A 22,110-nucleotide genomic window follows, 5' to 3' on the forward strand; every position below is an offset into this window, starting at 1 on the left:
GCTCGCATTTGGAGCGGATACACACGTCCGTTTGCAGTGCAGTTTCTGGCCTGTCGCTGCAGTTGCGCGTTGGATTGACGCCGCCTGGGCTGCGGCAGAGAATCCGCGCTCTTTGTGGCCAGGGCCGGGGCTGTTGCCTTGCACTCTGGCGTTTTGTTTGCCTTGTTTTTCTTGCCCGCCGATGATGGCCGCCTTGGCGCAGGCCGGTTGCGCCAGCGCGGTGGGCGATGACTTTTGCCATGACTTCTGCTGCCTGCATTGCCATTTCCGAATCTGCCTGCACTGCCGCCGCCGGCGCGGCGCTGCTGAGCCCCGATGAGATCCGCACGCGTTTTTCCAGCGCCATGTCGGCCATGTACCGCGATGAGGTGCCGCAGTACGGCGCCTTGCTGGAGCTGGTGGCCCAGGTCAATGCGCAATACCTGGAGCAGCACCCCGAGGAGCGCGCCGCGCTGGCCGCGCAGCAGGAGCTGGAACGCCTGAACCTGGAGCGCCATGGCGCCATCCGCCTGGGCACGGCGCAGGAGCTGGCCATGGCGCGGCGCATCTTTGCCGTCATGGGCATGCACCCGGTGGGTTACTACGATTTGTCGGTCGCGGGCGTGCCCGTACATTCCACGGCCTTTCGCCCCATCAGTGACGAGGCGCTGTGCAAGAACCCGTTTCGCATCTTCACCTCGCTGCTGCGCCTGGAGCTGATCGAGGATGCGGCGCTGCGCGAGCAGGCCGCGCAGATCCTGGCACAGCGGCGCATCTTCACGCCGCGCGCCATCGCGCTGCTGGAGCAGGCCGAGCGCGCCGGCGGGCTGGACCAGGCACAGGCCGATGAGTTCGTCGCCGAGGTGCTGCACACCTTCCGCTGGCACAGCGAGGCCACGGTGGATGCGGCCACCTACCAGCGCCTGCACGATGCGCACCGGCTGATTGCCGATGTGGTGTGCTTCAAGGGCCCGCACATCAACCACCTCACGCCACGCACACTGGACATCGATGCCGTGCAGCGCGCCATGCCAGAGCGCGGCATGGCTGCCAAGGATGTGGTCGAGGGCCCGCCTGCGCGCCAACACCCGATCTTGCTGCGCCAGACCAGCTTCAAGGCGCTGCAGGAGCCCATCCGTTTCGTGGGCGCCGATGCCCCGGCCAGCGCCGGCACGCACACGGCGCGCTTTGGCGAGATCGAGCAACGCGGCGCGGCGCTCACGCGCAAGGGCCGCCAGCTCTACGACGCGCTGCTGGCGCGCGTGCGCGAGATCGGCAACGTCGGCAGCTCCGACGCCGGCTATGCCCAGCGTCTGCAGGCCGTGTTCGCCCAGTTCCCCGACGATCTGCAGCAGCTGCGCCAGCAGGGGCTGGCGTTTTTCCGCTACCGCGTGCTCGATGCCGCCCAGCTGCAACGCCTGGCTCAGGCCAACGATGCGCCACTGGATCTGGAGCAGGCCATCGCCTGCGGCGCGGTGCAGGCTAGCCCCATCACGTATGAGGACTTCCTGCCCGTCAGCGCGGCGGGCATCTTCCAATCCAATCTGGGCGGCGCCGAGCAAAAAAGCTATGCCGCCAACGCCGCCCAGGCCGCGTTCGAGCAGGCGCTGCAGGCGCCGGTGCTCGACGAGATCGAGCTCTACGCCCGCGCCCAGGCCGACTCGCTGCAGCAGCTGCAGCAGCAGTTTGCGCAATGCCGCGCCGCCGCCGCGGCCTGCGCCTGACAGGCTGAGCCGCACACCATCGCCATGACCGACTTGCCCAAGCCAAGCCCAGCGCCGCAGCAGGCGCAGGATCGCCGCCGCAGCCACGGCCTGTGGGCTGCCAGCGCCCCGCCCGCACCGGTCACCAGCGCGCTTGAAGGCTTGGCCGAGGCCGACGTGGCCATCGTCGGCGCGGGCTACACCGGGCTGTCCGCCGCGCTGCATTTGAGCGAAGGCGGCGCGCGCGTGGTGTTGCTGGAGGCCCAGGAGATCGGCTTTGGCGCTGCCGGGCGCAACGTCGGCCTGGTCAACGCAGGCCTGTGGGTCATGCCCCAGCGCCTGCCCGAGCTGCTCGGCCCCATCTATGGCCCGCGCCTGCTGCAATTGCTGGGCCAGGCGCCGCAGTTGGTCTACGCGCTGGTGGACAAGCACGGCATGGACTGCGAGGCCGTGCACCGTGGCACGCTGCATTGCGCTGTCGGCGCCAGCGGGCTGGAGGAAATCCGCCAGCGCCACCAGCAGTGGCAGGCGCTGGGCGCGCCGGTGCAATTGCTCGATGCCCAGGCCACGGCCCAGGCCACGGGCACCACGCTCTACCAGGGCAGCCTGCTGGATTTGCGCGCCGGCACCATCCAGCCGCTGGCCTATGCGCGCGGCCTGGCGCGCGCGGCCATGGCCGCAGGCGCGCGCATCCACACGCACAGCCGCGTCAGCGCCGCTGAGGATGCGGGCAGCCACTGGCTGCTGCACACGGCCGCCGGGCGCGTGCGCGCGCCCTGGGTGATCGTGGCCACCGATGCCTACACCGGCGCGCTGTGGCCGCAGCTGCAGCGCGAGCAAATCCGCCTGCCCTACTTCAACCTGGCCACCCGGCCCTTGAGTGCGCAGCAGCGCGCGCGCATCCTGCCGCAGGGCCACGGCGCCTGGGATACGCGCCAGGTGCTGGCCTCACTGCGCTGCGATGCCGCCGGCCGCCTGGTGCTGGGCAGCGTGGGCGCGCTGCGCGGACTGGGCGCGCAGCTGCATCCGCACTGGGGGCACAAGGTGCTGGCGCGCTGGTTTCCGCAGCTGGGGCCGGTCGAGTTCGAACACGCCTGGTACGGCCAGATCGGCATGACCGGCGATGCCCTGCCGCGCTTTCACCAGCTGGCGCGCAACACCATCAGCTTCAGCGGCTACAACGGCCGCGGCATTGGCCCGGGCACCACGTTGGGGCGCGAGCTGGCGCGCCTGGTGCTGGGCCAGATCGACGCCACGCAACTGCCCGTGCCCGTCACCGAGCCGCAGCGGCCCGCGCTCAAGCCGCTGCGCGAAGCGGCCTACGAATACGGCGCGCTGGCCGCGCACGCCACCGACCGCCTGCGGCCGCCGGCTTCGGCCTGAAGCCCTTGCCAACAAGGCAAGGCATGGTTGCAACTTGCGGCGCGGCGCCAGCGCCTGTTCAGTTCAATCAGCGCCTTGCTGGGCTGCGCCGCCTGCGGCCACGCTGGCCAGCTGCACCGGCGCGTGCTCGGCGTCGCCAGCCAGAAACAGCGCCCGCGTCGGATAGGCGAACTGCGCGCCGTGCTCAGCCACGATGTCCATGATCTTGAGCATCACCTGCTCCTTGATGGCGTGAAAGCGCACCCATTCGGTCGTCTTGGTGAAGCAATAGACCATGAAGTCCAGGCTGGAGTCGCTGCAGGCATTGAAGTGCACGATGATGGTTTGCTCCGTGGCGATGTCCGGGTGGCTGTGCAGCATGGCGCGCACCGCATCGCAGATGGCGGCCATCTTGTGCTGGTCTTCGTAGCGGATGCCCATGGTCTCGTGGATGCGCCGGTGCAGCATGCGCGAAGGGTTCTCCACCACGATGCTGGTGAACAGTGAGTTGGGCACGTACAGCGGGCGCTTGTCGAAGGTGCGAATGCGCGTGATGCGCCAGCCGATGTCCTCCACCGTGCCCTCGATCTGGCGGTCGGGCGAGCGGATCCAGTCGCCCACGGTGAAGGGCTTGTCCAGATAAATCATCAGCCCGCCGAAGAAGTTGGCCAGCATGTCCTTGGCGGCAAAGCCAATGGCCATGCCGCCAATGCCGCCAAAGGCCAGCACGCCCGAGACCGAAAAGCCCAACGTCTGCAAGGCCACCAGCGCCGCGGTGATGACCACCGACAGCCGCAGCAGCTTGCCCACGGCATAGACCGTGGTCTTGTCCACCGGGCGCTTGTTGCGCTGGGCGTCGGTCAGGTTCGCCTCCATGTTGCGGATAAAGCGCAGCACGAACAGCGCCGCAATGGCAATCAGCAACACGCGCCGGACTGCATCCACATGCGCAAACAGCGCATTGCGCTCAATGGCATTGAGCAAGGCCACTGCGGCCGACAGCCCGATGACCCACACCATCAGCCGCAGCGGCAGGCGCGCCGCCTGCAGCAGCGCATCGTCCCAGATCGAGCGCGTATGGCTGGTGACGCGGCCAAAAAAATCCAGCACCCGCAGCAGCACGAAATTGCAGCACACCGTGGCAAACACAATGGCAAACAACTGCACGGCCCAGATGCTGGGGTCGCTGGAGACCTGAAGATAAGAAGCAAGCAAACGCATAGAGAAAAGGTTGAATCACAGTTCGCAATCACAGCCCGAAGGCGCGCCCTGGCGCGTGAGCGGCCCGGCTGCCAGCCAGGCGCAGCGGCCGCGCCCTGTGCCGCCGGGCGGGCGATATTAACCGCGCCATCCATCCATAAAATGCTGGCGCCCCATAGCAATCTGCCCGCCCCCATGCCTTCTTCCACCACAACCACTTTTCTCTCCGGCCTGGCGCTGTCGCTGTCGCTCATCATGGCCATTGGGCCGCAAAACGCCCACGTGCTGCGCATGGGGTTGCTGCGCCAGCACGTGCTGCTCACCGTGCTGATGAGCGTGGCCGCCGACTGCCTGCTGATCTTCATCGGCGTGTACGGGCTGGCGCAGTTCGGCCACATGCCCGACAAGGTGCATGGCGCGCTGGTCGGCGCCGGCGTGCTGTTCTTGCTGATGTACGGCTGGCAGGCGCTGCAGCGCTTTTGGCGCGCGCAGCGCACGGCGCGCCACCAGGATGCCGCCGCCCAGGCCATTGATGATCTGGTGCAGGCGCCCGCCGCGCCGCTCATGGGCCGGGGCCAGGCCACGGCCACGGCGCTGGCGTTTTCCTGCCTCAACCCCCATGCCTGGCTGGACACGGCCGTGCTCATCGGCTCGGCCTCGCTGGCCTATGGCAGCCAGGCCATGGTGTTCGGCCTTGGCGCCATGGCCGCATCGCTGCTGTGGTTCACCTGCCTGGGCGGCGCATCGGCCTGGCTGGGCCAGCGCATCAACACGCCACGGCTGTGGATCTGGCTCGATGGCCTGGTGGCCGTGATGATGTGGGGCCTGGCCTGGTTCCTGGCCCGCAGCCTGTTCAAGTCATAACCCAAAGGCACGCCATGCTCATTGCCCCAGCTACCGCCGCCGAATGCCCGCGCCGCGCCGCCGCGCCCGATGCCCGCCTGGCCGGCCTGCTTGAGCAGGCCAACCGGCCCGATGCCCCGCTGCAATCGGCCCAGCTCACGCCCGCACTGGCGCGCGATGGCCTGGCCGGGCTGACCCACTCCCTGTGCGCCCCCGGGCCAGACATCGCCCAGGTGCGCCAGGCCACGCTGCCCGGCGCCGATGGCCCCATCGCCCTGCGCCTGTACGACCCCGCGCCGGCTGAGGCCAGCCTGCCCATTTGCCTGTATCTGCACGGCGGCGGCCACATGGCCGGCAGCATCGCTGTGTACGACCCCATTTGCCGCCGCCTGGCCATGCAGGCGCAATGCCGCGTGCTCGCACTCGAATACCGCCTGGCCCCGGAGCACCCCTACCCGCAGGGCCTGAAAGACTGCGCACAGGCCCTGGCCGCCCTGCCCGCATGGCTGGCCGCGCAGGGCCTGGCACTGCCAGGGGGGTTGGCCGGTGGGCTGACCGTGGCCGGCGACTCGGCCGGAGGCGCACTCACTGCCAGCCTGGCCGCACTGGCCCAGCAGCGCGCCGAGCTGCGCTTTGCCCGCCAGATCCTGATCTACCCCAGCCTGGACTACACCATGGCCCTGCCCTCGATCGAGGAAAACGCCAGCGGCTACCTGCTGGATGCGCGGCGCATCCGCTGGTACTTCGAGCAGTATTTCCAGAGCGCGCAGCCACCACAGCGCCGCGCCGCCTCGCCCCTGCACATGCCCGCCACCGCCGCGCTGCCGCCCACGCTGCTGTTCACCGCCGGCTTCTGCCCCCTGCGCGACGAAGGCTATGCCTACGCCCAGCAGCTGCAGGCCCAGGGCGTGCCCTGCACGCACTGGCACCTGCCGGGCATGATCCACGCCTTCATGAACATGCAGGCCCTGGTGCCCGATGCCTGCGATGCGGTCTATCAGCGCATGGGCCAGTTCATGCGGGCTTGAGCGTGTCCGCCCAAAGCCTCGGATCGCCAGGCAATTTGCCGACTTCATGTGTCGCGCAGGGCGCAAAAACTCACAGCAGCGCCTAAACCCTTGATGAACGCGGGCTTCAATCCCGGTTTAAAGGAAGCGGCCTATCATCGGTCTTTCATGGCGATGGCCTTGGGAAGGTCTGCACAAAATCACCGTGCCGTGTGCCAGGCCTGGTCAGCGCCCTCATTCATCACACTTTGGAGGATTCCCGTATGAACCGTGCATTCCTGCTGGCGTTTTTGGTTGGTCTTGGCGCCACGGCCTGTGGTGGCGGCTCTGACAGCCCAGCTCCCGCGCCCGCCCCTGCTCCGGCACCGGCCCCCACGCCAGCGCCGACGCCCGCCCCTACGCCAGCGCCGACACCTGCGCCTGCGCCGGGCCCGCAGCAGCCTGTGGCCGCGCTGTTTGACTACTCCGGCACCTGGAGGGATCACGATGAGCGTTGTGAATGGAGCCGCGCCGGTTACTACAAATGGGATGTGGATGTGGTGACGAAGAAGTCCGCCACCTTCTTCGAGCGCCAGGAGCACACGCTGGCCTACAACAACCCGCAGTGCACGGGAGCTCCGCTGCACACCACCCCGAAAGAGGTGGAGTACCTGAGCGTGGTGGGCCAGGGCCAGCTGGCCGATGGCACGCGCGTGGACTTGATCGACGAGAAGCGCCAGCCCAATGGCCCGGTGGTCGAGAAGTGCGTGGCCGTCATCCAGGATGGCAAGCTGTTCTCCGAGTGCCATGACGCGCCCCGTGGCTACCCCACGTATGTGGAGCGCCATGAGTGGGACGTGCGCCTGCCCTGATGCTGATCGCCTGATGCCCTTGCCGGCCTGCGCCGGCGCAAGACATCGCAGTGGCCAAAGGCTGCTGCCCAGGCATGAAAAAAGCGGCTTGCCCATGGGCAAAGCCGCTTTTTTCATGCGCAGGCCCGCGCCATCTTTCACATATCAAGCCGTGCTGCGCTCGATGTCCGCGCCCAGGCCGCGCAGCTTGGCTTCGATGGCTTCGTAGCCCCTGTCGAGGTGGTGCAGCTCGCCCACGATGGTCTGGCCATCGGCCACCAGGCCGGCGATGACCAGGCAGGCCGAGGCGCGCAGGTCGGTGGAGCTGACGGCCGCGCCGCTGAGCTGGGCGCCGCCTTCGATGACGGCCACCTTGCCATCGGCCTGGATGTGCGCGCCCAGGCGCGCCAGTTCGCTGACGTGCATGAAGCGGTTCTCGAAGATGGTTTCGGTGATGGTCGAGGTGCCCTGCGCCACGCAGTTGAGCGCCATGAACTGCGCCTGCATGTCGGTCGGAAAGCCCGGGTATTCGGTGGTGCGAAAGCTTTGCGCCGTGAGCTTGCCCGACGCCGCGCCCGGGCTGCGCACGCGGATGCCCTGCGCCTGGCACTCGATGTCCACGCCCATGTCGCGCAGCTTGTCCAGCACCGCGCCCAGGTGCTCGCAGCGCGCGCCGCGCAAGAACACGTCGCCGCCGGTGGCGGCCACGGCGCACAGAAAGGTGCCCGCTTCGATGCGGTCGGCCACCACGCTGTGGCTGCAGCCCTGCAATTGCTCCACGCCCTGAATGCGCAAGGTGGCGGTGCCATGGCCTTCGATGCGCGCGCCCATGGCGATGAGCATCTCGGCCAGGTCGATGATTTCGGGCTCCAGCGCGGCATTGCTCAACACGGTCTCGCCCTCGGCCAGCACGGCGGCCATGAGCAGGTTTTCCGTGCCAGTGACGGTGACCATCTCGGTGGTGATGTGCGCGCCGCGCAGCCGCGACATGCCCTGGGGCAGACGCGCGACGATGTTGCCGTGCTCGACCGCGATCTCCGCACCCATGGCCTGCAGGCCGCGGATGTGCTGGTCCACCGGGCGCGAGCCGATGGCGCAGCCGCCGGGCAGGGCCACGGTGGCGCGGCCGGCGCGCGCCATCAGCGGCCCCAGCGCCAGGATGGAGGCGCGCATGCTGCGCACCAGCTCATAAGGGGCTTCGGGCTCGCCCAGCTGTTGCGCCCGCAAGCGCACCGTACCCTGGGCATCGTGCTCGGCCTGCACGCCCATGTGCTGCAGCAGCTGCAGCATGGTGCGCACGTCCTGCAAGCGCGGCACGTTGTGCAGCGTCACGGCCTCGCTGGTGAGCAAGGCGGCGCACAGCAGCGGCAGCGCCGCATTCTTGGCGCCGGAGATGGGCACTTCGCCTTGCAGGGCGCGACCGCCACGGATCAACAGTTGTTGCATGGTGTTTGTTCAATCGGCAGAGGTTATTGCGCGTCCTGCTGGGCTTGCCATTGCGCGGGCGTGAGCGTTTTCATCGACAGGGCGTGCACTTCATCGGTGTGCAGGCGCTGGCCCAAGGTGGCATAGACCAGACGCTGGCGCTGGATCAGACTCAAGCCTTCGAAGGCGGGTGAGACGATGGTGGCAAACCAATGGCGGCCATCGCCTTGCAGCTCGATGTGCTGGCATTCAAGGCCTTGCTGGATCAGCAATTGAAGTTCTTCGGCGGTCATGACAGGGCAATGTGTGTGTGGATGAACGTGGCGTGGGCAGCAGGCCGCTGGCGGCGCGCGGCCATCAATGGCGGATTTTGTAGCCGATCTTGAGCAGGTGCAGCGCCAACCAGCTGGCCAGCGCCCAGGCGCCGCCGGTGATGGCCAGGCTCAGCAGCGGCGAGAAATCGCTGTGGCCCAAAAAGCCGTAACGGAAACCGTCGATCATGTAGAAGAACGGGTTGAGGTGGCTGATGGCCTGCCACAGCGGCGGCAGCGAGCCGATGGAGTAGAACACGCCGGAGAGAAAGGTCATCGGCATGATGAGAAAGTTCTGGAACGCGGCGAGCTGATCGAACTTATCGGCCCACAGCCCGGCGATCAGGCCCAGCGTGCCCAGCAGGCCAGCGCCGATGATGGCAAACAGCAGCGCCCACAGCGGATGGGCCAGGCTCAAGGAGGCGAACAGCAGCGTCACCAGCATCACCCCCAACCCAACGGCCAGGCCGCGCAGGATGGAGGAGCCGACAAAGGCCACATACCAGGCGCGATGCGACAGCGGCGTGAGCAGCAAGAACACCAGATTGCCGGTGATCTTGCTCTGGATCAGCGAGGAGGAGCTGTTGGCAAACGCGTTTTGCAACACGCTCATCATCACCAGGCCAGGCACCAAAAAGCTGGTGTAGTTCAGCCCGCCATAGACGGTGACGCGGCCATCGAGCACGTGGCCGAAGATCATCAGATACAGCAGCGCCGTGAGCACCGGCGCGGCGATGGTCTGAAAGGCCACGCGCCAAAAGCGCTGGACTTCTTTGATCAGCAGCATCTGCCAGCCAAAGGAAGGTGGGGCGGGGGTCGGGGGCATGTTCGATGGAAAAGGCAAAGAGCAAGAGGGGCTGGGGTGGCGCCAGGCCTGGCGGCCAGCGCGGGCAGGATGGGGTCAGTGGCCGCTGCCGTCTGGCGACTCGCCCATGATGGAGACGAACACATCTTCCAGATCGGCGCGGCGGATTTCCATGTCCTGCAGCTGCACACCCGCTTCGCGCAGCTGCGCCAGCAGCCGCTCCACATCACCGGGCTCGCGCGCCGGAATCTGCACCACGCGGCCAGTCACGCGCGCCTGTGCCGCCAAGGCCTCGGGCAGCGGCTGATCGGTTTTGAACTGCAACACGCTTTGCGTGGCGGCCGCCAGCAAGGCGGTGGTGTCTTCCAGAGCGATGATGCGGCCGCGCTTGAGCATGGCAATGCGATGGCACAGGGCCTCGGCCTCCTCCAGGTAATGGGTGGTCAGCAGCACCGTATGGCCTTCGCGGTTGAGGCGGTCGATGAAGTGCCACAGCGTCTGGCGCAGCTCCACATCGACACCGGCGGTGGGCTCGTCCAGCACGATGATCGGCGGCTTGTGCACCAGCGCCTGCGCCACCAGCACGCGGCGCTTCATGCCGCCCGAGAGCTGGCGCATGTTGGCATCGGCCTTGTCGCTCAGCCCCAGGTGGTGCAACAGCTCGTCGATCCAGGCCTCATTGCGGCGCACGCCGAAATAGCCGGACTGAAAACGCAGCGTCTCGCGCACTGAGAAGAACGGGTCGAAGGCCAGCTCCTGCGGCACGATGCCCAGCCGGCGGCGCGCCTGGGCGTAGTCTTGCTGCACGTCAAAACCCTGCACCGTCACCGTGCCCGAGGTGGCCTTGGCCAGCCCGGCCAGAATGGCAATCAGCGAGGTCTTGCCCGCGCCGTTGGGCCCCAACAGGCCGAGAAATTCGCCTTCGCGGATCTCCAGGCTGACCTCATGCAAGGCCTGGAACGGGCCGCGCGGCGTGGGGTAGATCTTGCTGACGGACTGAAAGGAAACGGCGGCATGGGTCATGGTGGGCGCCGATTGTAGGTCAAGGCCTTGCCCTGCCGCCTTGCGCATCTGCGGCCAGGCACGGATCGGCCGGGGCAACCGATACAATGCCCCGCGCATGACATCCACAGGCCCAGCCGCCGCTGCCTGCTCCCCCATCTCTCCAGCCATTTTCGTGCCTGCCTCACCCGCTGCGCCATCCCGGCCCGCATCTCTGCCCACCGCTTCGCCCACCGCCCGGCCCAAGCGGCAGCGCACACGGTCATGGCTGAGTGGCGGCGCCAGCCACGTCCGCTACGACCATCGCCAGCGCCCTGCGCGGCTGGATGTGCGCTGCCCGCGCTGCGGCCGGCGCGCGCTGGCCGCGCCGCCGGCGGCCCTGCTCGATGCCATGCCCGATGCGCGCATCGCCACTGACGGCAATGCCTTGTGGGACCAACCGTTTGACCTGCGCTGCACCGCCTGCCTGTATCGCGCGCAAGGCGTGGCCTACGGCCAGTTGCCCCCGCTGTTTCACCAAATCAGCGTGGGCGGCCGCACCCTGTGGGCCTGGAACAGCGGGCACCTGGACATGATTGCCCAGGCCCTGCAAGGCCAGGACGTGCGCCGCCACCCCTATGGCTTTTTTGCCACCTACATCCAGCGTGGTTGGATGCAGTGGCGCAAAAAATTCATCCACGCCATTTCCCAACACCAACGAAAGCACAGCACATGAAAATCGCCATCCTCCCCGGTGACGGCATCGGCACCGAAATCGTCGCCGAAGCCGTCAAGGTGCTCCAGGCCCTGGGCCTGCCGCTCGAAATGGAGCAAGCCCTGGTCGGCGGCGCGGCCTACGCCGCGCACGGCCACCCGCTGCCCGAGGCCACGCTGAAGCTGGCCAAGCAAGCCGACGCCATCCTGTTCGGCGCCGTGGGCGACTTCCAGTACGACACGCTGGAGCGCCACCTGCGCCCCGAGCAAGCCATCCTGGGCCTGCGCAAGGAGCTGGGCCTGTTCGCCAACTTCCGCCCCGCCATCTGCTACGAGCAGCTCACCCACGCCTCCAGCCTCAAGCCCGAGCTGGTGGCCGGGCTGGACATCCTCATCATCCGCGAGCTCACCGGCGACATCTACTTCGGCCAGCCGCGCGGGCGCCGCACCGCCAGCGACGGGCACTTCCCCGGCAGCCAAGAAGCCTTCGACACCATGCGCTACTCGCGCCCGGAGATTGAGCGCATCGCCCACGTGGCCTTCCAGGCCGCACGCAAGCGCGGCAAGAAAGTGCTCTCGGTGGACAAGGCCAACGTGCTGGAGACCTTCCAGTTCTGGCGCGACGTGATGAGCGAAGTGCACCAGCAATACCCGGACGTGCAGCTTGAGCACATGTACGTGGACAACGCCGCCATGCAACTGGTCAAGGCGCCCAAGAACATCGACGTGCTCGTCACCGGCAACATGTTTGGCGACATCCTGAGCGACGAGGCCGCCATGCTCACCGGCTCCATCGGCATGCTGCCCAGCGCCAGCCTGAACGAGAAAAACCAGGGCCTGTACGAGCCCAGCCACGGCAGCGCGCCCGACATCGCCGGCAAGGGCATTGCCAACCCGCTGGCCACCATCCTCAGCGCCGCGATGATGCTGCGCTACTCGCTGAACCAGCCCGAAGCGGCCGAGCGCATCGAGGCCGCCGTCAAGAAAGTGCTGGCCAGCGGCCTGCGCACGGCCGACATCTACAGCGAAGGCACGAAAAAAGTCGGCACCGCCGAAATGGGCGACGCCGTGCGCGCCGCGCTGTAAGAGTCTATTCAAGGCACACACGCCAGCCGCAGCATCAGAACGCCATGAACAACGCCCTGCCCCCAGCGCCAGAGTCGCCCCAGCCCGCCGCCCAGGACCACACCACCAGCCCCGGCCCGGTCGGCCAGCTCTCGGCCAGCGAAGTGCTGGTGCAACTGCTGGCGCGGCTGGACAAGCCCTCGTTCTCGGTGCGCGAGCTCATGGCCTTGATGGGCGACAAGGGCCTGCTGATGCTTTGCGCGCTCATGACGCTGCCCTTCCTTTTCCCGGTCTCCATCCCGGGCGTGTCCACCGTGTTCGGCTGCGCCATCTTGCTCATTGCGCTGTCCATCAGCCTGGGCCGGCTGCCCTGGCTGCCGCCCTTCATCGCCGACCGCCAGCTCAGCGCCGAGCGGCTGCGCCCGGTGCTGCAACGCGGCCTGGGCGTGCTGCGCAGGCTGGATGCCATCCTCAAGCCGCTGCGCATGCACCGCCTCACCGGCGGGCCCATGCGCAACCTCAACGGCCTGGCCATCATGTTTGCCGCCGTGCTGCTGATGCTGCCGCTGAGCCTGGTGCCGTTCTCCAACACCCTGCCGGGCATCGCCATCTTGTTGCTGTCGCTGGGCGTAGCCCAGCGCGACGGCCTGCTGGTGCTGGGCGGCTACCTGGTCACGCTGGGCTCGGTGGTGTACTTCGCACTGCTGGCCTGGGCAGCCTGGAAGGCCGGCAGCCATTTCTTCATCTGAACGGAACGCGCCCGCGCGCCCCATACCCTGGCACAGGCACAAGCCAGCAAGGCGGCGCGCCCACACCCCAGGCCGTGATTCGCCCCCGCATCACGACTTGCCTCCAAAGCCCAGTGCAGGCAGAGCATTGTGCGGTCTGGGCGGGGACATCGGGCTGCCAGGGGCCAATGCCACCGCCTCCCGTCAAGCCTGGCGCTTGCCCGGCAAGGCTTTGCAGCACGCTCAATCGACCCGAGGCCATGCACGGGCAGCCCATGCGGGAGGGGGGTTGAGCAAGCTCTGCGCCAGGGATTGACCCTGCCATGCCCCCCAAAAAAAACTGCCCCGCAAAAGCGGGGCAGGCATGACGGGGAAAATGACTCACGCAAAAACGCGATCCATTTCAAATGACAGGCCCGAAGGCCATCAACATGCTTGCCGGGCAAGCCTCTGAAAGACAGGGCCTGTCATCTCCTTCCGCCGGCCAAAGCGCGATCAGTCGCGGCGCAAGCGCAGAGCGCCCATGACGGCTGCCACCAGGGCCAGCAGCATCAGGCCCCATGGGCCCATCACAGGCACCGGCGTGGGCGAGAGTGCAGCAGCCGAGGACAGCATGATGGTCAACCTGGCCGTTGTGGCAGCGTCATAGCTGGCATTGCCCGCCTGCTTGATCTCAAGCACGCATTCGCCAGCGGCCAGCATCGTGACTTCACCGCTGTTGGCATCGACCGTGCACACATCGGGCGTGACGCTGCTGTAGCTCAGGGGCTCACCCGAGGCCCCGCCCATGATGCCGCTCAACATGAACTTGCCGCCAAGCACAAAGGTTTGCGCAGGCTGGGCCGGGGACGTGATCGTCTGCGGCTGCTTGCCAATGACAATGGTTTGGCTGACCGGCGCTGCCGCGCTGTAGTTGTCGTTGCCAGCTTGGTTCGCCGCGATCGTGCAATCGCCAGCGGCCAGCATCGTGACTTCACCACTGTTGGCATCGACCGTGCACACAGTGGGTGTGGTGCTGCTGTAGGTGACAGGGTTTTTCGAGTCACCGCCCTTGACGCCACTCAGCGTGAACGTGCCATTGGGGCTGAAGGTCTGCTTCTGCTGGGCCGGGAAGGTGATGGCCTGCACCTGCTTGCCAATGGCAATGGTTTGGCTGACCTGCGCTGCTGCGCTGTAGTTGTCGTTGCCAGCTTGGTCCGCCGCGATCGTGCAATCGCCAGCGGCCAACATCGTGACCTTGCCTGCGGCATCGACCGTGCACACAGTGGGGGTGCTGCTGCTGTAGGTGACAGGATTTTTCGAGTCACCGCCCTTGACGCCACTCAGCGTGAACGTGCCATTGGGACTGAAGGTCTGCGCAGGCTGGGGCGGGAAGGTGATGACCTGTGGCTGCTTGCAGTATTCACTGCGGCTGAGATCCACCATGGTCTTGCCCAGATTGGTGCGCTGGTTTGCCAGCAACTGATCTGGCGCCCAGTTGCTGGAATCGCCAGTCAGAAAAACGCATGCGCCTTGGCCCTTGTTGTTTTGGGCCTTGGGAATGAACAGCCCATAGGCATTGGTCTCTGTGCCTGGATCCGGGGCGGTGGTGGTGCCGTGGTGCAAGTACAGCGCATTCTCTGCAGGCACTTTGGTGATCAGACGATAGTCATGGCCGCGCATGGGATCCACGGCTGTGAATGCGCTGCGGTACGGAGATTTGCCATTCAATGGCAGCGAAGCATTGCCGCCAGGGAAGCGGTAAGGCTGGGCACTGAGGTCCATGCTCCAGCCAGTGGCCTCGTTCACAATGCCAACCAGCTGCTTGAGATTGCGGTCCCATTCACAACAGCCATCGGAGAAGATGGCGAAGGTCAGATTCGGGTTGTTCAGCATGGCCTGCTTGAGCACAGGCAGATGTACGGCATCCATGGGCTGGTAAATCGTCATCAGCACGACCAGATCCTTGCCGGCAAACAGGCTGCCATCGATGGCCGTGGTCTGGCTCAACAGGCCTCGCTGGTCGTCCACAGTGGCGCCAGCGTTTTGCAGACTATCGCGCACGCCGTTGAGGTAATAGGCCCCGCCTCCACCAGGCTCATGGGTAGAAAGAAAAAGCACTTGCTGCGCATGCGCGGCAAGTGCGAAAAAGAAAATGGCACACAGGCTTGAGATTTTTTTTAGCATGAACAAGCGTCTTTCAGGGAATGCCAGATTGGCTCTGCAGTGAGAACGCGCCGAGGCAATGCACCCCTTCGCTCTCTGCAGGAAACAGCGGGAAACAGCGCCAGACAAAACCGATCGCAAGCGCCGGATTTGCAGCGCAACCTTGGTAGGCCGTGCAGGACTTGAACCTGCGACCAAGGGATTATGAGTCCCCTGCTCTAACCAACTGAGCTAACGGCCCGATCTGCGGCTATGCGCGCGCCCATGCGCACATAGCGCCCAGCCGACTGGCCCGCACCCGGCTGAACAAAGCGCGCGATTGTAACTGCGAACGCAGTGCCGCAACAGCCGCCACAGGACGGCCGTTGCAGGCGCAGGCGGCTATTTGGGGCGGCTGAGTGCGTTAGTCAGCAAGCGGGCGGTGATGTCGACGATGTGCACCATGCGCTCGTAAGGCATGCGCGTGGGGCCGATGACGCCCAGTGTGCCGACGATCTGGCCGTCCACTTCGTAGGGGGCGCTGACGATGGACAGCTCGGAGACGGGCACGGCCTGGCTTTCGCCGCCGATGTAGATCTTCACGCCCTGGGCCTGGCCGGTCACGTCCAGCAGTTGCAGGATCTGGGTTTTCTGCTCGAACAGGTCGAAGGCGCGGCGGATGCTGTCCATGTCCTTGGAGAAATCGCTCACGGCCAGCAGGTTGCGCTCGCCGGAGATGACCACGTCCTGCCCGGCTGGCTGGGCGCCGCTGGCCGGGTCGCCGATGGCCGCCTCCATCAGCGCCGCGATTTCGCCGCGCAGGCGGTTGATTTCGCTGCGCAGGCGCTCGCGCACCTGGTCGACGCTCAGGCCGCTGTAGTGGGCATTGAGGTAGTTGCTGGCCTCCAGCAGGTGCTCTTGCGCAATGTCGTCCCGAGTGTGTACGAGCTTGTTCTGCACATTGCCGTCGGGCGAGACCAGGATGACCAGCACGCGCTGCGCCGACAGGCGCAGGAATTCGATGTGGTGCAACACGGCGCTTTTCTGCGGCGCCACGACCACGCCGACGAATTGCGACAGGTTCGACAGCAGCTGCGCGGCGCTGGTGATGACGCGCTGGGGCTGGTCGGGGCTGAGCGCCGCAGGGGCGCAGCCATCGTGCAGCTGCTCGTGCCAGCGCTCGCGCTGCACGGTCATCATGCTGTCGACGAACAGGCGGTAGCCCTTGGGCGTGGGCACGCGCCCGGCCGAGGTGTGGGGGCTGGCGATCAGCCCGAGCTCTTCCAGGTCGGCCATGACGTTGCGGATCGTCGCCGCCGAGAGCTCCAGCCCGGAGGACTTGGCCAGCGTGCGCGAGCCCACGGGCTGGCCGTCCTCGATGTAGCGTTCGATCAGGGTGGTCAGCAGGACCTTGGCGCGCTCATCCAGCATGGCGGCATCTTCCTTGCAGTGCGCTTCAGCAGTCCTGCTGCCCCAGCCCCGCCTGGGCGCCCAGGGCCTGCAACTGCTGGCGCAATGCGGCCACTTCTTCCATCAGGTCGGTGGTCAGTGCGGCCAGCTGTGGGTCGGCGTCGAAGGCATGCTCCAGGTGGGCGATGCGCCGCGCGCGCACCAGCGTGGCGCTGGCAAAGCGCCATTGGCCTTCGCCAGCGACCGCCTCGGCCTGCAGCACACCGGCCTGCACGCGCGCCAGCACCCAGTCGGGGGCCATGCGGCAGCCGCTGGCGAACTGCTCCAGCGACAGCGCCGCATCGTCGAGCAGCTCGATCAGGTCTTCGGAAATCAACGTCACGGCAGTGGTCGTTCTCGTCATGGCGGGCTCCTTGTTCTTGTCTCAGGCGCGGCGCAGGTCAAAGCCAGGGTAGGCCTCGCGCAATGCGGCCCAGGCGGCCTGCTGCGCCTCGGTCACGGCGCCGGGCACGGCCAGGTCCAGCTCCAGATAAAGATCGCCCGCAGTGCCAGCGGCGTTGGCCGCCGGGATGCCGCGCCCTTTCAGGCGCAGCCTGCGGCCGCTGCTGGAGCCCGCAGGCACGCCCACCTCCACCGTCGCGCCATCGGGCGTGCGCACCTGCACGTTGGCGCCGAGCACGGCTTCCCAGGGCGCAACGCGCAGCTTTTGCGTCACGTCGCGGCCCTGCACCTGCCAGCGCGCGTCGCTGCGCAGCTGCACTTCCAGAAACAGGTCGCCGGCCGCGCCGCCGTTCAGGCCCGGGCTGCCCTGGCCGGCCAGGCGAATGAGCTGGCCGGGCTTGACGCCCTTGGGGATCTTGACTTCCAGAGTGCGTTCCTCGGGCACGGGCTGGCCCTGGGCATCCAGGCGCATGCCGCGCAGCGTCAGGGTGCGCATGGCGCCCTGGTAGGCGTCGGGCAGCTCAAGCTCGATGTGCGCGTGCTGATCCTGGCCGCGCAGCGGCCCGGCCGCCGCGCCTCGGGCCTGGCCCTGGCGGGCACGCGCGGCGCGGCCGAACAGTTCCTCGAAGAAGGCGCTGCGCGCGCCCTGCTCACCTGCGGCATCGAAGTTGCCAAAGCCCCCGAAACCGCCAAAGCCATCGAAGCCATCAAAGCCTTGTGCGCCCTCCTGGCCGGAAAAGTCAAACCCAGCATTCCAGCCCGGCGGCGGGCGCACATCGTCGCCCGAGCGCGCGCCTGCCGCCCAGGCCTGGGCCCCGACGGTGTCGTAGGCAGCGCGCTTTTCGGGGTCGGAGAGCACGGCATGGGCCTCGTTGACCTCGGCCATGCGCTGCGCCGCATCGGGCGCCTTGCTCACATCCGGGTGGTATTGGCGCGCCAGCTTGCGGTAGGCCTTCTTGATGTCATCGGCGCTGGCGCTTTTGTCCACACCGAGGATTTGGTAGTAGTCCTTGTATTCCATGCGTTGCTGTGCTGTGGTGCAAGCGGCGAGCGCCTGCTGTCATGCCCCCTCGTGATCGCCAGGTCTTCCCGCCGCTGGCGGCACATTGCCTTGCAAAGCGGCTGCCCGGGCATCACGTCACGCCCATCAAATGGGGGCGCGGCCGGGCTTGTCAAGCGGCGCGGGCATTGTGCCCAAAAAGAAAGGCTGCGCCCCAAAGCGCAGCCTGTGCATGTGCATGGCGCGCGCCTGCGGCGCGCGGCCGGTGGCGCTCAGCGCCCGGTGGTCAGCGAGCGCTTGACGCGGATTTCCTCGAACTTGGTGCCGCCGATCATGGCGATCTTGGCGCTGCTGGCCTCGCGCTCGAAACCGGCGGTCTCGTGGAATTTCAGCGCGCGCTCGTTCTGCACCGGCACCCAGGCGGTGACGTTGGTGCAACCTTCTTCGTGCAGGCCCTCGCGCGCGGCATCCCACAGCGCAGCGCCCACGCCCTTGTTCCAGTGGTTGGGGGAGATGTAGATGGCCCAGATTTCGCCGGTGGTGGGGCGGGTCTTCTCATCGCGCGAGCGATCGAAGCCGACGAAGCCGACGATCTTGTCGTTCTCGATGGCGACCTTGACCTGGGGCTCGCAATACTCGATGGCTTCGCGCCAGTAGGCGATGCGCTTTTCCAGGCTGATGGACTTCAGGTGCTCGTCCGGCACCAAGCCTTTGTAGGCGGCTTGCATGGCGGCAGTGTGGATCTGGGCGATGGCTTTGGCATCACGAAGCGTGGCGGCGCGGACCTGAATGGCAGACATAGCGAAATGCAAAAAAGAACGATCAGTGTGTGAAAAAACGGCGTATTCTGCACCCAAGGGCCGGCAAATATCAATAGCCTCAAGGGCTTGACAGACAAAATCCGATGACAATTGCGCCGCCCGCTTGCGCCTGCGCGGGATTTGCGCCAGCGCCGTTTTCGCGCTTGGGAAGGTCGGCTCGAATCCAGATCAGTGTGCGCTGCGACTCGTGCAGACACATCCCTCAAGCCGCCGCAGCCAACAAGGGCTTGGTCAGGTCCTGGTAGCTACCCGGCTGGTAGCCCGCTGCGGTCATGAAGCTGGCACTGGCCAGGGCATCGGCCGGGGCCATGGCGGCCATGGCAGCGATGAGCTGCTGCGCCTGGGCGGCGCTGCTGCTCAGTGCGCTGTCCAGTGCGCTGCTTGGCGTGCTGCCCGGTGCGCCGTCTGCTCCTTCCCAGGCCTGGGCATGCCATGGGATTTGGGCCAGGCCGTGCTGGGGCTGCCAAGCCTGGGGCTGCAGGTCTTCGAGCGTCCATGCGGCGTTGGCGGCGCTGGCGGGCTTGGGCAGGGCCTGGGCGGCGGCCAGCAGTGCGGCGATGTCGGCACGCGCTGCTGCGCTGGGCTGCGCGGTCAGGCCTTGGTCGGCGCTGCCGTGTTTGCTGCCTGTGCCGTCAACTGTGCCGCTGCCGGGGTTGATGCCGGTATCGGTGCCGGTATCGCCGCCCTGTGTGCTGCCGCTGTCTGGCGCCGCGCTGTCGATGGCCTGCTGGGCGATTTGCTATGCGCTCAGCGAGACACCGTCGCTGAAGCGGATTTCTTCGATGGCCATGGCGCCGGCGGCGAATTGGTCTTGCACGATGAGCAGGTCCTGGCCGCCCACGCCGTAGTGCAGGTGCAGGTCTTGGCTCACACGGCGCAGTTGCCAGCTGTCGCTGGAGGCCAGTCCCCGCAGTTCGATGATGTCGTGCGCGGCGCTGTCGCCCAGCACTTCGATGAGGCGGCCTTGCCCGTCGCCAGCTTGCAGGATGTAGAAGTCGCTGTCGCTGCCGCCGCGGATGCGATCATTGCCCGCGCCGCCATTGAGCACATCACCCGCACGGCTGCCGTGGAGCATGTCATCGCCAGAGCCGCCGAGCAGCCAGTCGCCTGTGGCGGCACCTTCACTGTCGATGTCGTCTTCCATCGCCATGGCATACAGCACGTCGTCGCCAGCGCCCCCTTTGAGCTTGTCGCGCCCGGCGCCGCCAACGAGCACATCGTGGTCATTGGCGCTTGCCCCTGGTTCGCGCACGTCAGGGCCGGCCAGAATGAAATCCCCGCCTGCACCGCCATCGATGAAGTCATTGCCCAAGCCGGCCAGGGCAATGTCGTGGCTCTCGCCCAGGCTGATGTGGTCTGAAAAGGCGCTGCCGTTGACATAGTCCCGCTTGTCGCCAGTGCTGATCTGCACTGGCCGGTCTGCCGCCTCAAATGTGTCGTAGTAACGGTCTCCGCCCAGCGTCACCACATGGCGCTCGGGCTCGCCCAGCTCGTCGCTCAGCTGCAGGCCCAGGCCCTGGCCCTTCCAATCGAGCACATGGGCCAGTTGCCGCCACTGCGTGCCGTCGAGCCGGTACACCCCCAGCGTGTGTCGCCCGGCTGCGCCTGCCTGCCCCTCTGGCCCTTGCGATTTGGTGTGCACACCGTTTGGCAGCACGTCGATACGGGTGCGGCCATCGGCGCTGTAATAGCTCGTGCTCTGGCTGTGATAGCGCTTGTAAACACCCGAAATTGCGCTGCCATCCACTTCCAGGTGCCCATCGCCATCGACGTCCACTATCGTGTCCACGCCCGAGTCATCGCTGCTGAGCACGTAGGTGTCGTGGCCTTGGCCGCCTTCAAGATGGTCGCTGCCGCCCTTGCCCTCCAGCCGGTCTGCCTCATCGCCGCCGTAGAGGCGGTCATCAAACCCCTGGCCCTGCAGGTTGGAGCCCCCGGCTGCGCCAAACACAATCTGGCGGCGGTGGCTGCCAAAGCCTTGCAACACTTCTTGCTCGCTGCCCATGTCGTAGTAGCGCAGTCGCTGTGGATCCCGCAGCACACTGCCATTGCCCTGCTGCAACTCCTGGGTTTGCGCAATCAGAAAAGCCGCGCGGTCTTGCAGCCAGCGCTCGGTCAAGCGACCGGTGCCAGATTGCGCGTCGTAAATCTGCAAATGGCTGGTATCCAGGCCCACTGCGGCAGTGTCCACACTGAGAGCCGACAGCGCCTGCAAGGCATTGCGCACATCCACATCACTGCGGGCCATGCGCACCAGCTGCTCCTGCTCCATGGGCAGCATGCGGGCTCCAATGCCTTCGCGCTGCTGCGCGCTTATCGGGCTGAAAAAAGCGTAGGCCGCATCCTGAAACTGCGCATGCTTGGTTTGCCACAGCAAGGCTTGGCCCTCATACGCACTGCGCATCATGTCCAGGAAATTGGCCGGCCCCACATCGGCCATCAGGTTCACCGCTGGGCTGATCGCTGGCGAAAACGCTGCCACATCCTTGACCAAGCCAAGCCAATTGTCATTGGCCAAGTTGATTTCGATCTGCGCCGCAATGGATCGCAGATAGGCATCGTTGCCAGGCAAAAGCCTTCTTGTCTGCACAAAAGCGATGAAGCGCGCCAGCTCGTACGCAGCCACAGCGCCAACCTCGAAGGAGCTGGCCTTCCATGCCGCCTCATAGGCCGCAGTGGCAAACAAAATATTCTTGAAGTCATCGAAGGAATCGAGCCGCTGGTTCTCTGGGCGGCTGGCCGCCTCCAGCCCATCGCGGGCGGGCTCGGCCAACAGACGCCAGCTTTCAAAAGGCTCTTCACCGCCCAGCAAATTAAATCCCAGCGTGCCCGACCAGCCGGTATTGAAGACCACGGCATCATCTGATTCTGACAGATGGTCTGCATAGAGGTTGATGCCAATGGAACTGGCATCGTCTCTGGCAATCTGCACAATCGTTGGCACCGTCCAAGGGTCGTATCCATCAACCGATCTCAGGCCACTCAGCGACAGATAAAGATTCAACGTCACGCCATTGGACGCTTTTTGCATTTCCTCTGCAGAAAAATGGCGCCCTAATCGCAAATAACCTTGATAGTCAGTAAAAGCTCTAATAAAAGTGCTGTGCAAGCCAGCACCACCATTAGCACTAATGGCCACATCCGTCCACAATTTTACACTTTTGAAGTCTTGCAAGTCCGGACCTGTGACTGTACCTGCATCAATGTGTGCTCCCAAGATTTCAGATAGCTTGGTATAAAAAGCAACCCAATTTCCATGCGAGGAGGGTTCATCAAACTCAGGTGGGGCGCTTTCACGCGCCATTTTCAAAGTATTTCTTTCAGAATCTGAAAAAACGTACTTCTGATATTTTTGACTCAT

The 22,110-nt window shown here is 66.0% G+C and carries 19 protein-coding genes and 1 tRNA gene; 8 read left to right on the forward strand and 12 right to left on the reverse strand.

Features of this window, described 5'->3' with window-relative positions:
- The first annotated feature begins 239 nt into the window (after positions 1-239).
- Complete coding sequence (gene hglS, locus CK625_RS06365) at positions 240-1,703, forward strand: 2-oxoadipate dioxygenase/decarboxylase HglS (protein ID WP_095539473.1); 1,464 nt, start codon at positions 240-242, stop codon at positions 1,701-1,703.
- Between the two features lie 24 nt (positions 1,704-1,727).
- A complete protein-coding gene (locus CK625_RS06370) occupies positions 1,728-3,065 on the forward strand; it encodes an NAD(P)/FAD-dependent oxidoreductase (RefSeq protein ID WP_095539474.1) in 1,338 nt (445 codons plus the stop codon).
- 63 nt (positions 3,066-3,128) lie between these two features.
- On the opposite strand, the gene CK625_RS06375 is transcribed toward CK625_RS06370, so the two are convergent.
- Positions 3,129-4,265, reverse strand: coding sequence for a mechanosensitive ion channel family protein (locus tag CK625_RS06375; protein ID WP_095539475.1), 1,137 nt, complete (start codon positions 4,263-4,265; stop codon positions 3,129-3,131).
- Between the two features lie 174 nt (positions 4,266-4,439).
- On the opposite strand from CK625_RS06375, the gene CK625_RS06380 reads away from it, so the two are divergent.
- From CK625_RS06380 to CK625_RS14090, 3 genes are all read left to right on the forward strand, one after another.
- Positions 4,440-5,108, forward strand: a complete 669-nt coding sequence (locus CK625_RS06380) for a LysE/ArgO family amino acid transporter (protein WP_095539681.1) — start codon at positions 4,440-4,442, stop codon at positions 5,106-5,108.
- A 14-nt stretch (positions 5,109-5,122) separates the two neighbouring features.
- A complete protein-coding gene (locus tag CK625_RS06385; protein ID WP_095539476.1) occupies positions 5,123-6,115 on the forward strand; it encodes an alpha/beta hydrolase in 993 nt (330 codons plus the stop codon).
- A gap of 242 nt (positions 6,116-6,357) precedes the next feature.
- A complete protein-coding gene (locus CK625_RS14090; protein WP_095539477.1) occupies positions 6,358-6,945 on the forward strand; it encodes a hypothetical protein in 588 nt (195 codons plus the stop codon).
- Between the two features lie 144 nt (positions 6,946-7,089).
- On the opposite strand, the gene murA is transcribed toward CK625_RS14090, so the two are convergent.
- The 4 genes from murA to CK625_RS06410 form a co-directional block, all read right to left on the reverse strand.
- Positions 7,090-8,370, reverse strand: a complete 1,281-nt coding sequence (murA, locus tag CK625_RS06395; RefSeq protein WP_095539478.1) for a UDP-N-acetylglucosamine 1-carboxyvinyltransferase — start codon at positions 8,368-8,370, stop codon at positions 7,090-7,092.
- A 23-nt stretch (positions 8,371-8,393) separates the two neighbouring features.
- On the reverse strand, positions 8,394-8,642 hold the full coding sequence (locus CK625_RS06400) for a BolA family protein (RefSeq protein ID WP_095539479.1): 249 nt from the start codon (positions 8,640-8,642) through the stop codon (positions 8,394-8,396).
- A 64-nt stretch (positions 8,643-8,706) separates the two neighbouring features.
- A complete protein-coding gene (locus CK625_RS06405; protein WP_095539480.1) occupies positions 8,707-9,486 on the reverse strand; it encodes an ABC transporter permease in 780 nt (259 codons plus the stop codon).
- Between the two features lie 75 nt (positions 9,487-9,561).
- Complete coding sequence (locus CK625_RS06410; protein ID WP_095539481.1) at positions 9,562-10,488, reverse strand: ABC transporter ATP-binding protein; 927 nt, start codon at positions 10,486-10,488, stop codon at positions 9,562-9,564.
- Positions 10,489-10,642: 154 nt separating this feature from the next.
- On the opposite strand from CK625_RS06410, the gene CK625_RS06415 reads away from it, so the two are divergent.
- Genes CK625_RS06415 through CK625_RS06425 form a run of 3 tightly spaced genes read left to right on the forward strand, consistent with a single transcriptional unit; the run spans position 10,643 to position 12,974 of the window.
- Positions 10,643-11,182, forward strand: a complete 540-nt coding sequence (locus tag CK625_RS06415) for a hypothetical protein (protein WP_143326201.1) — start codon at positions 10,643-10,645, stop codon at positions 11,180-11,182.
- Entirely contained in the window at positions 11,179-12,246 is a 1,068-nt protein-coding gene (gene leuB / locus CK625_RS06420; protein WP_095539483.1) for a 3-isopropylmalate dehydrogenase, read from the forward strand. Before CK625_RS06415 ends, leuB begins: the two co-directional genes overlap by 4 nt.
- A gap of 44 nt (positions 12,247-12,290) precedes the next feature.
- Positions 12,291-12,974, forward strand: a complete 684-nt coding sequence (locus CK625_RS06425) for an exopolysaccharide biosynthesis protein (protein ID WP_095539484.1) — start codon at positions 12,291-12,293, stop codon at positions 12,972-12,974.
- A 474-nt stretch (positions 12,975-13,448) separates the two neighbouring features.
- On the opposite strand, the gene CK625_RS06430 is transcribed toward CK625_RS06425, so the two are convergent.
- The 7 genes from CK625_RS06430 to CK625_RS06460 all read right to left on the reverse strand — a co-directional run bounded on the left by CK625_RS06430 (position 13,449) and on the right by CK625_RS06460 (position 22,110).
- The gene (locus tag CK625_RS06430) at positions 13,449-15,296 is read right to left on the reverse strand and encodes a hypothetical protein (protein ID WP_172425106.1); all 1,848 of its coding nucleotides are present in this window, start codon (positions 15,294-15,296) and stop codon (positions 13,449-13,451) included.
- Positions 15,263-15,339: transfer RNA gene (locus tag CK625_RS06435), tRNA-Ile, on the reverse strand. Before CK625_RS06435 ends, CK625_RS06430 begins: the two co-directional genes overlap by 34 nt.
- A 140-nt stretch (positions 15,340-15,479) precedes the next feature.
- Complete coding sequence (gene hrcA, locus CK625_RS06440; RefSeq protein ID WP_095539486.1) at positions 15,480-16,508, reverse strand: heat-inducible transcriptional repressor HrcA; 1,029 nt, start codon at positions 16,506-16,508, stop codon at positions 15,480-15,482.
- Between the two features lie 25 nt (positions 16,509-16,533).
- Positions 16,534-16,890, reverse strand: a complete 357-nt coding sequence (locus CK625_RS06445) for a chaperone modulator CbpM (protein WP_095539487.1) — start codon at positions 16,888-16,890, stop codon at positions 16,534-16,536.
- 21 nt (positions 16,891-16,911) lie between these two features.
- Positions 16,912-17,949 carry a DnaJ C-terminal domain-containing protein gene (locus CK625_RS06450; RefSeq protein ID WP_095539488.1) on the reverse strand — a complete coding sequence of 346 codons (1,038 nt, stop codon included), beginning with the start codon at positions 17,947-17,949 and terminating at the stop codon, positions 16,912-16,914.
- Positions 17,950-18,200: 251 nt separating this feature from the next.
- On the reverse strand, positions 18,201-18,728 hold the full coding sequence (locus tag CK625_RS06455) for a GNAT family N-acetyltransferase (RefSeq protein WP_095539489.1): 528 nt from the start codon (positions 18,726-18,728) through the stop codon (positions 18,201-18,203).
- Positions 18,729-19,488: 760 nt separating this feature from the next.
- The gene (locus CK625_RS06460) at positions 19,489-22,110 is read right to left on the reverse strand and encodes a calcium-binding protein (RefSeq protein ID WP_095539490.1); all 2,622 of its coding nucleotides are present in this window, start codon (positions 22,108-22,110) and stop codon (positions 19,489-19,491) included.

Source organism: Vandammella animalimorsus, from assembly GCF_002285265.1.
Taxonomy (GTDB): Bacteria; Pseudomonadota; Gammaproteobacteria; order Burkholderiales; family Burkholderiaceae_C; genus Lampropedia.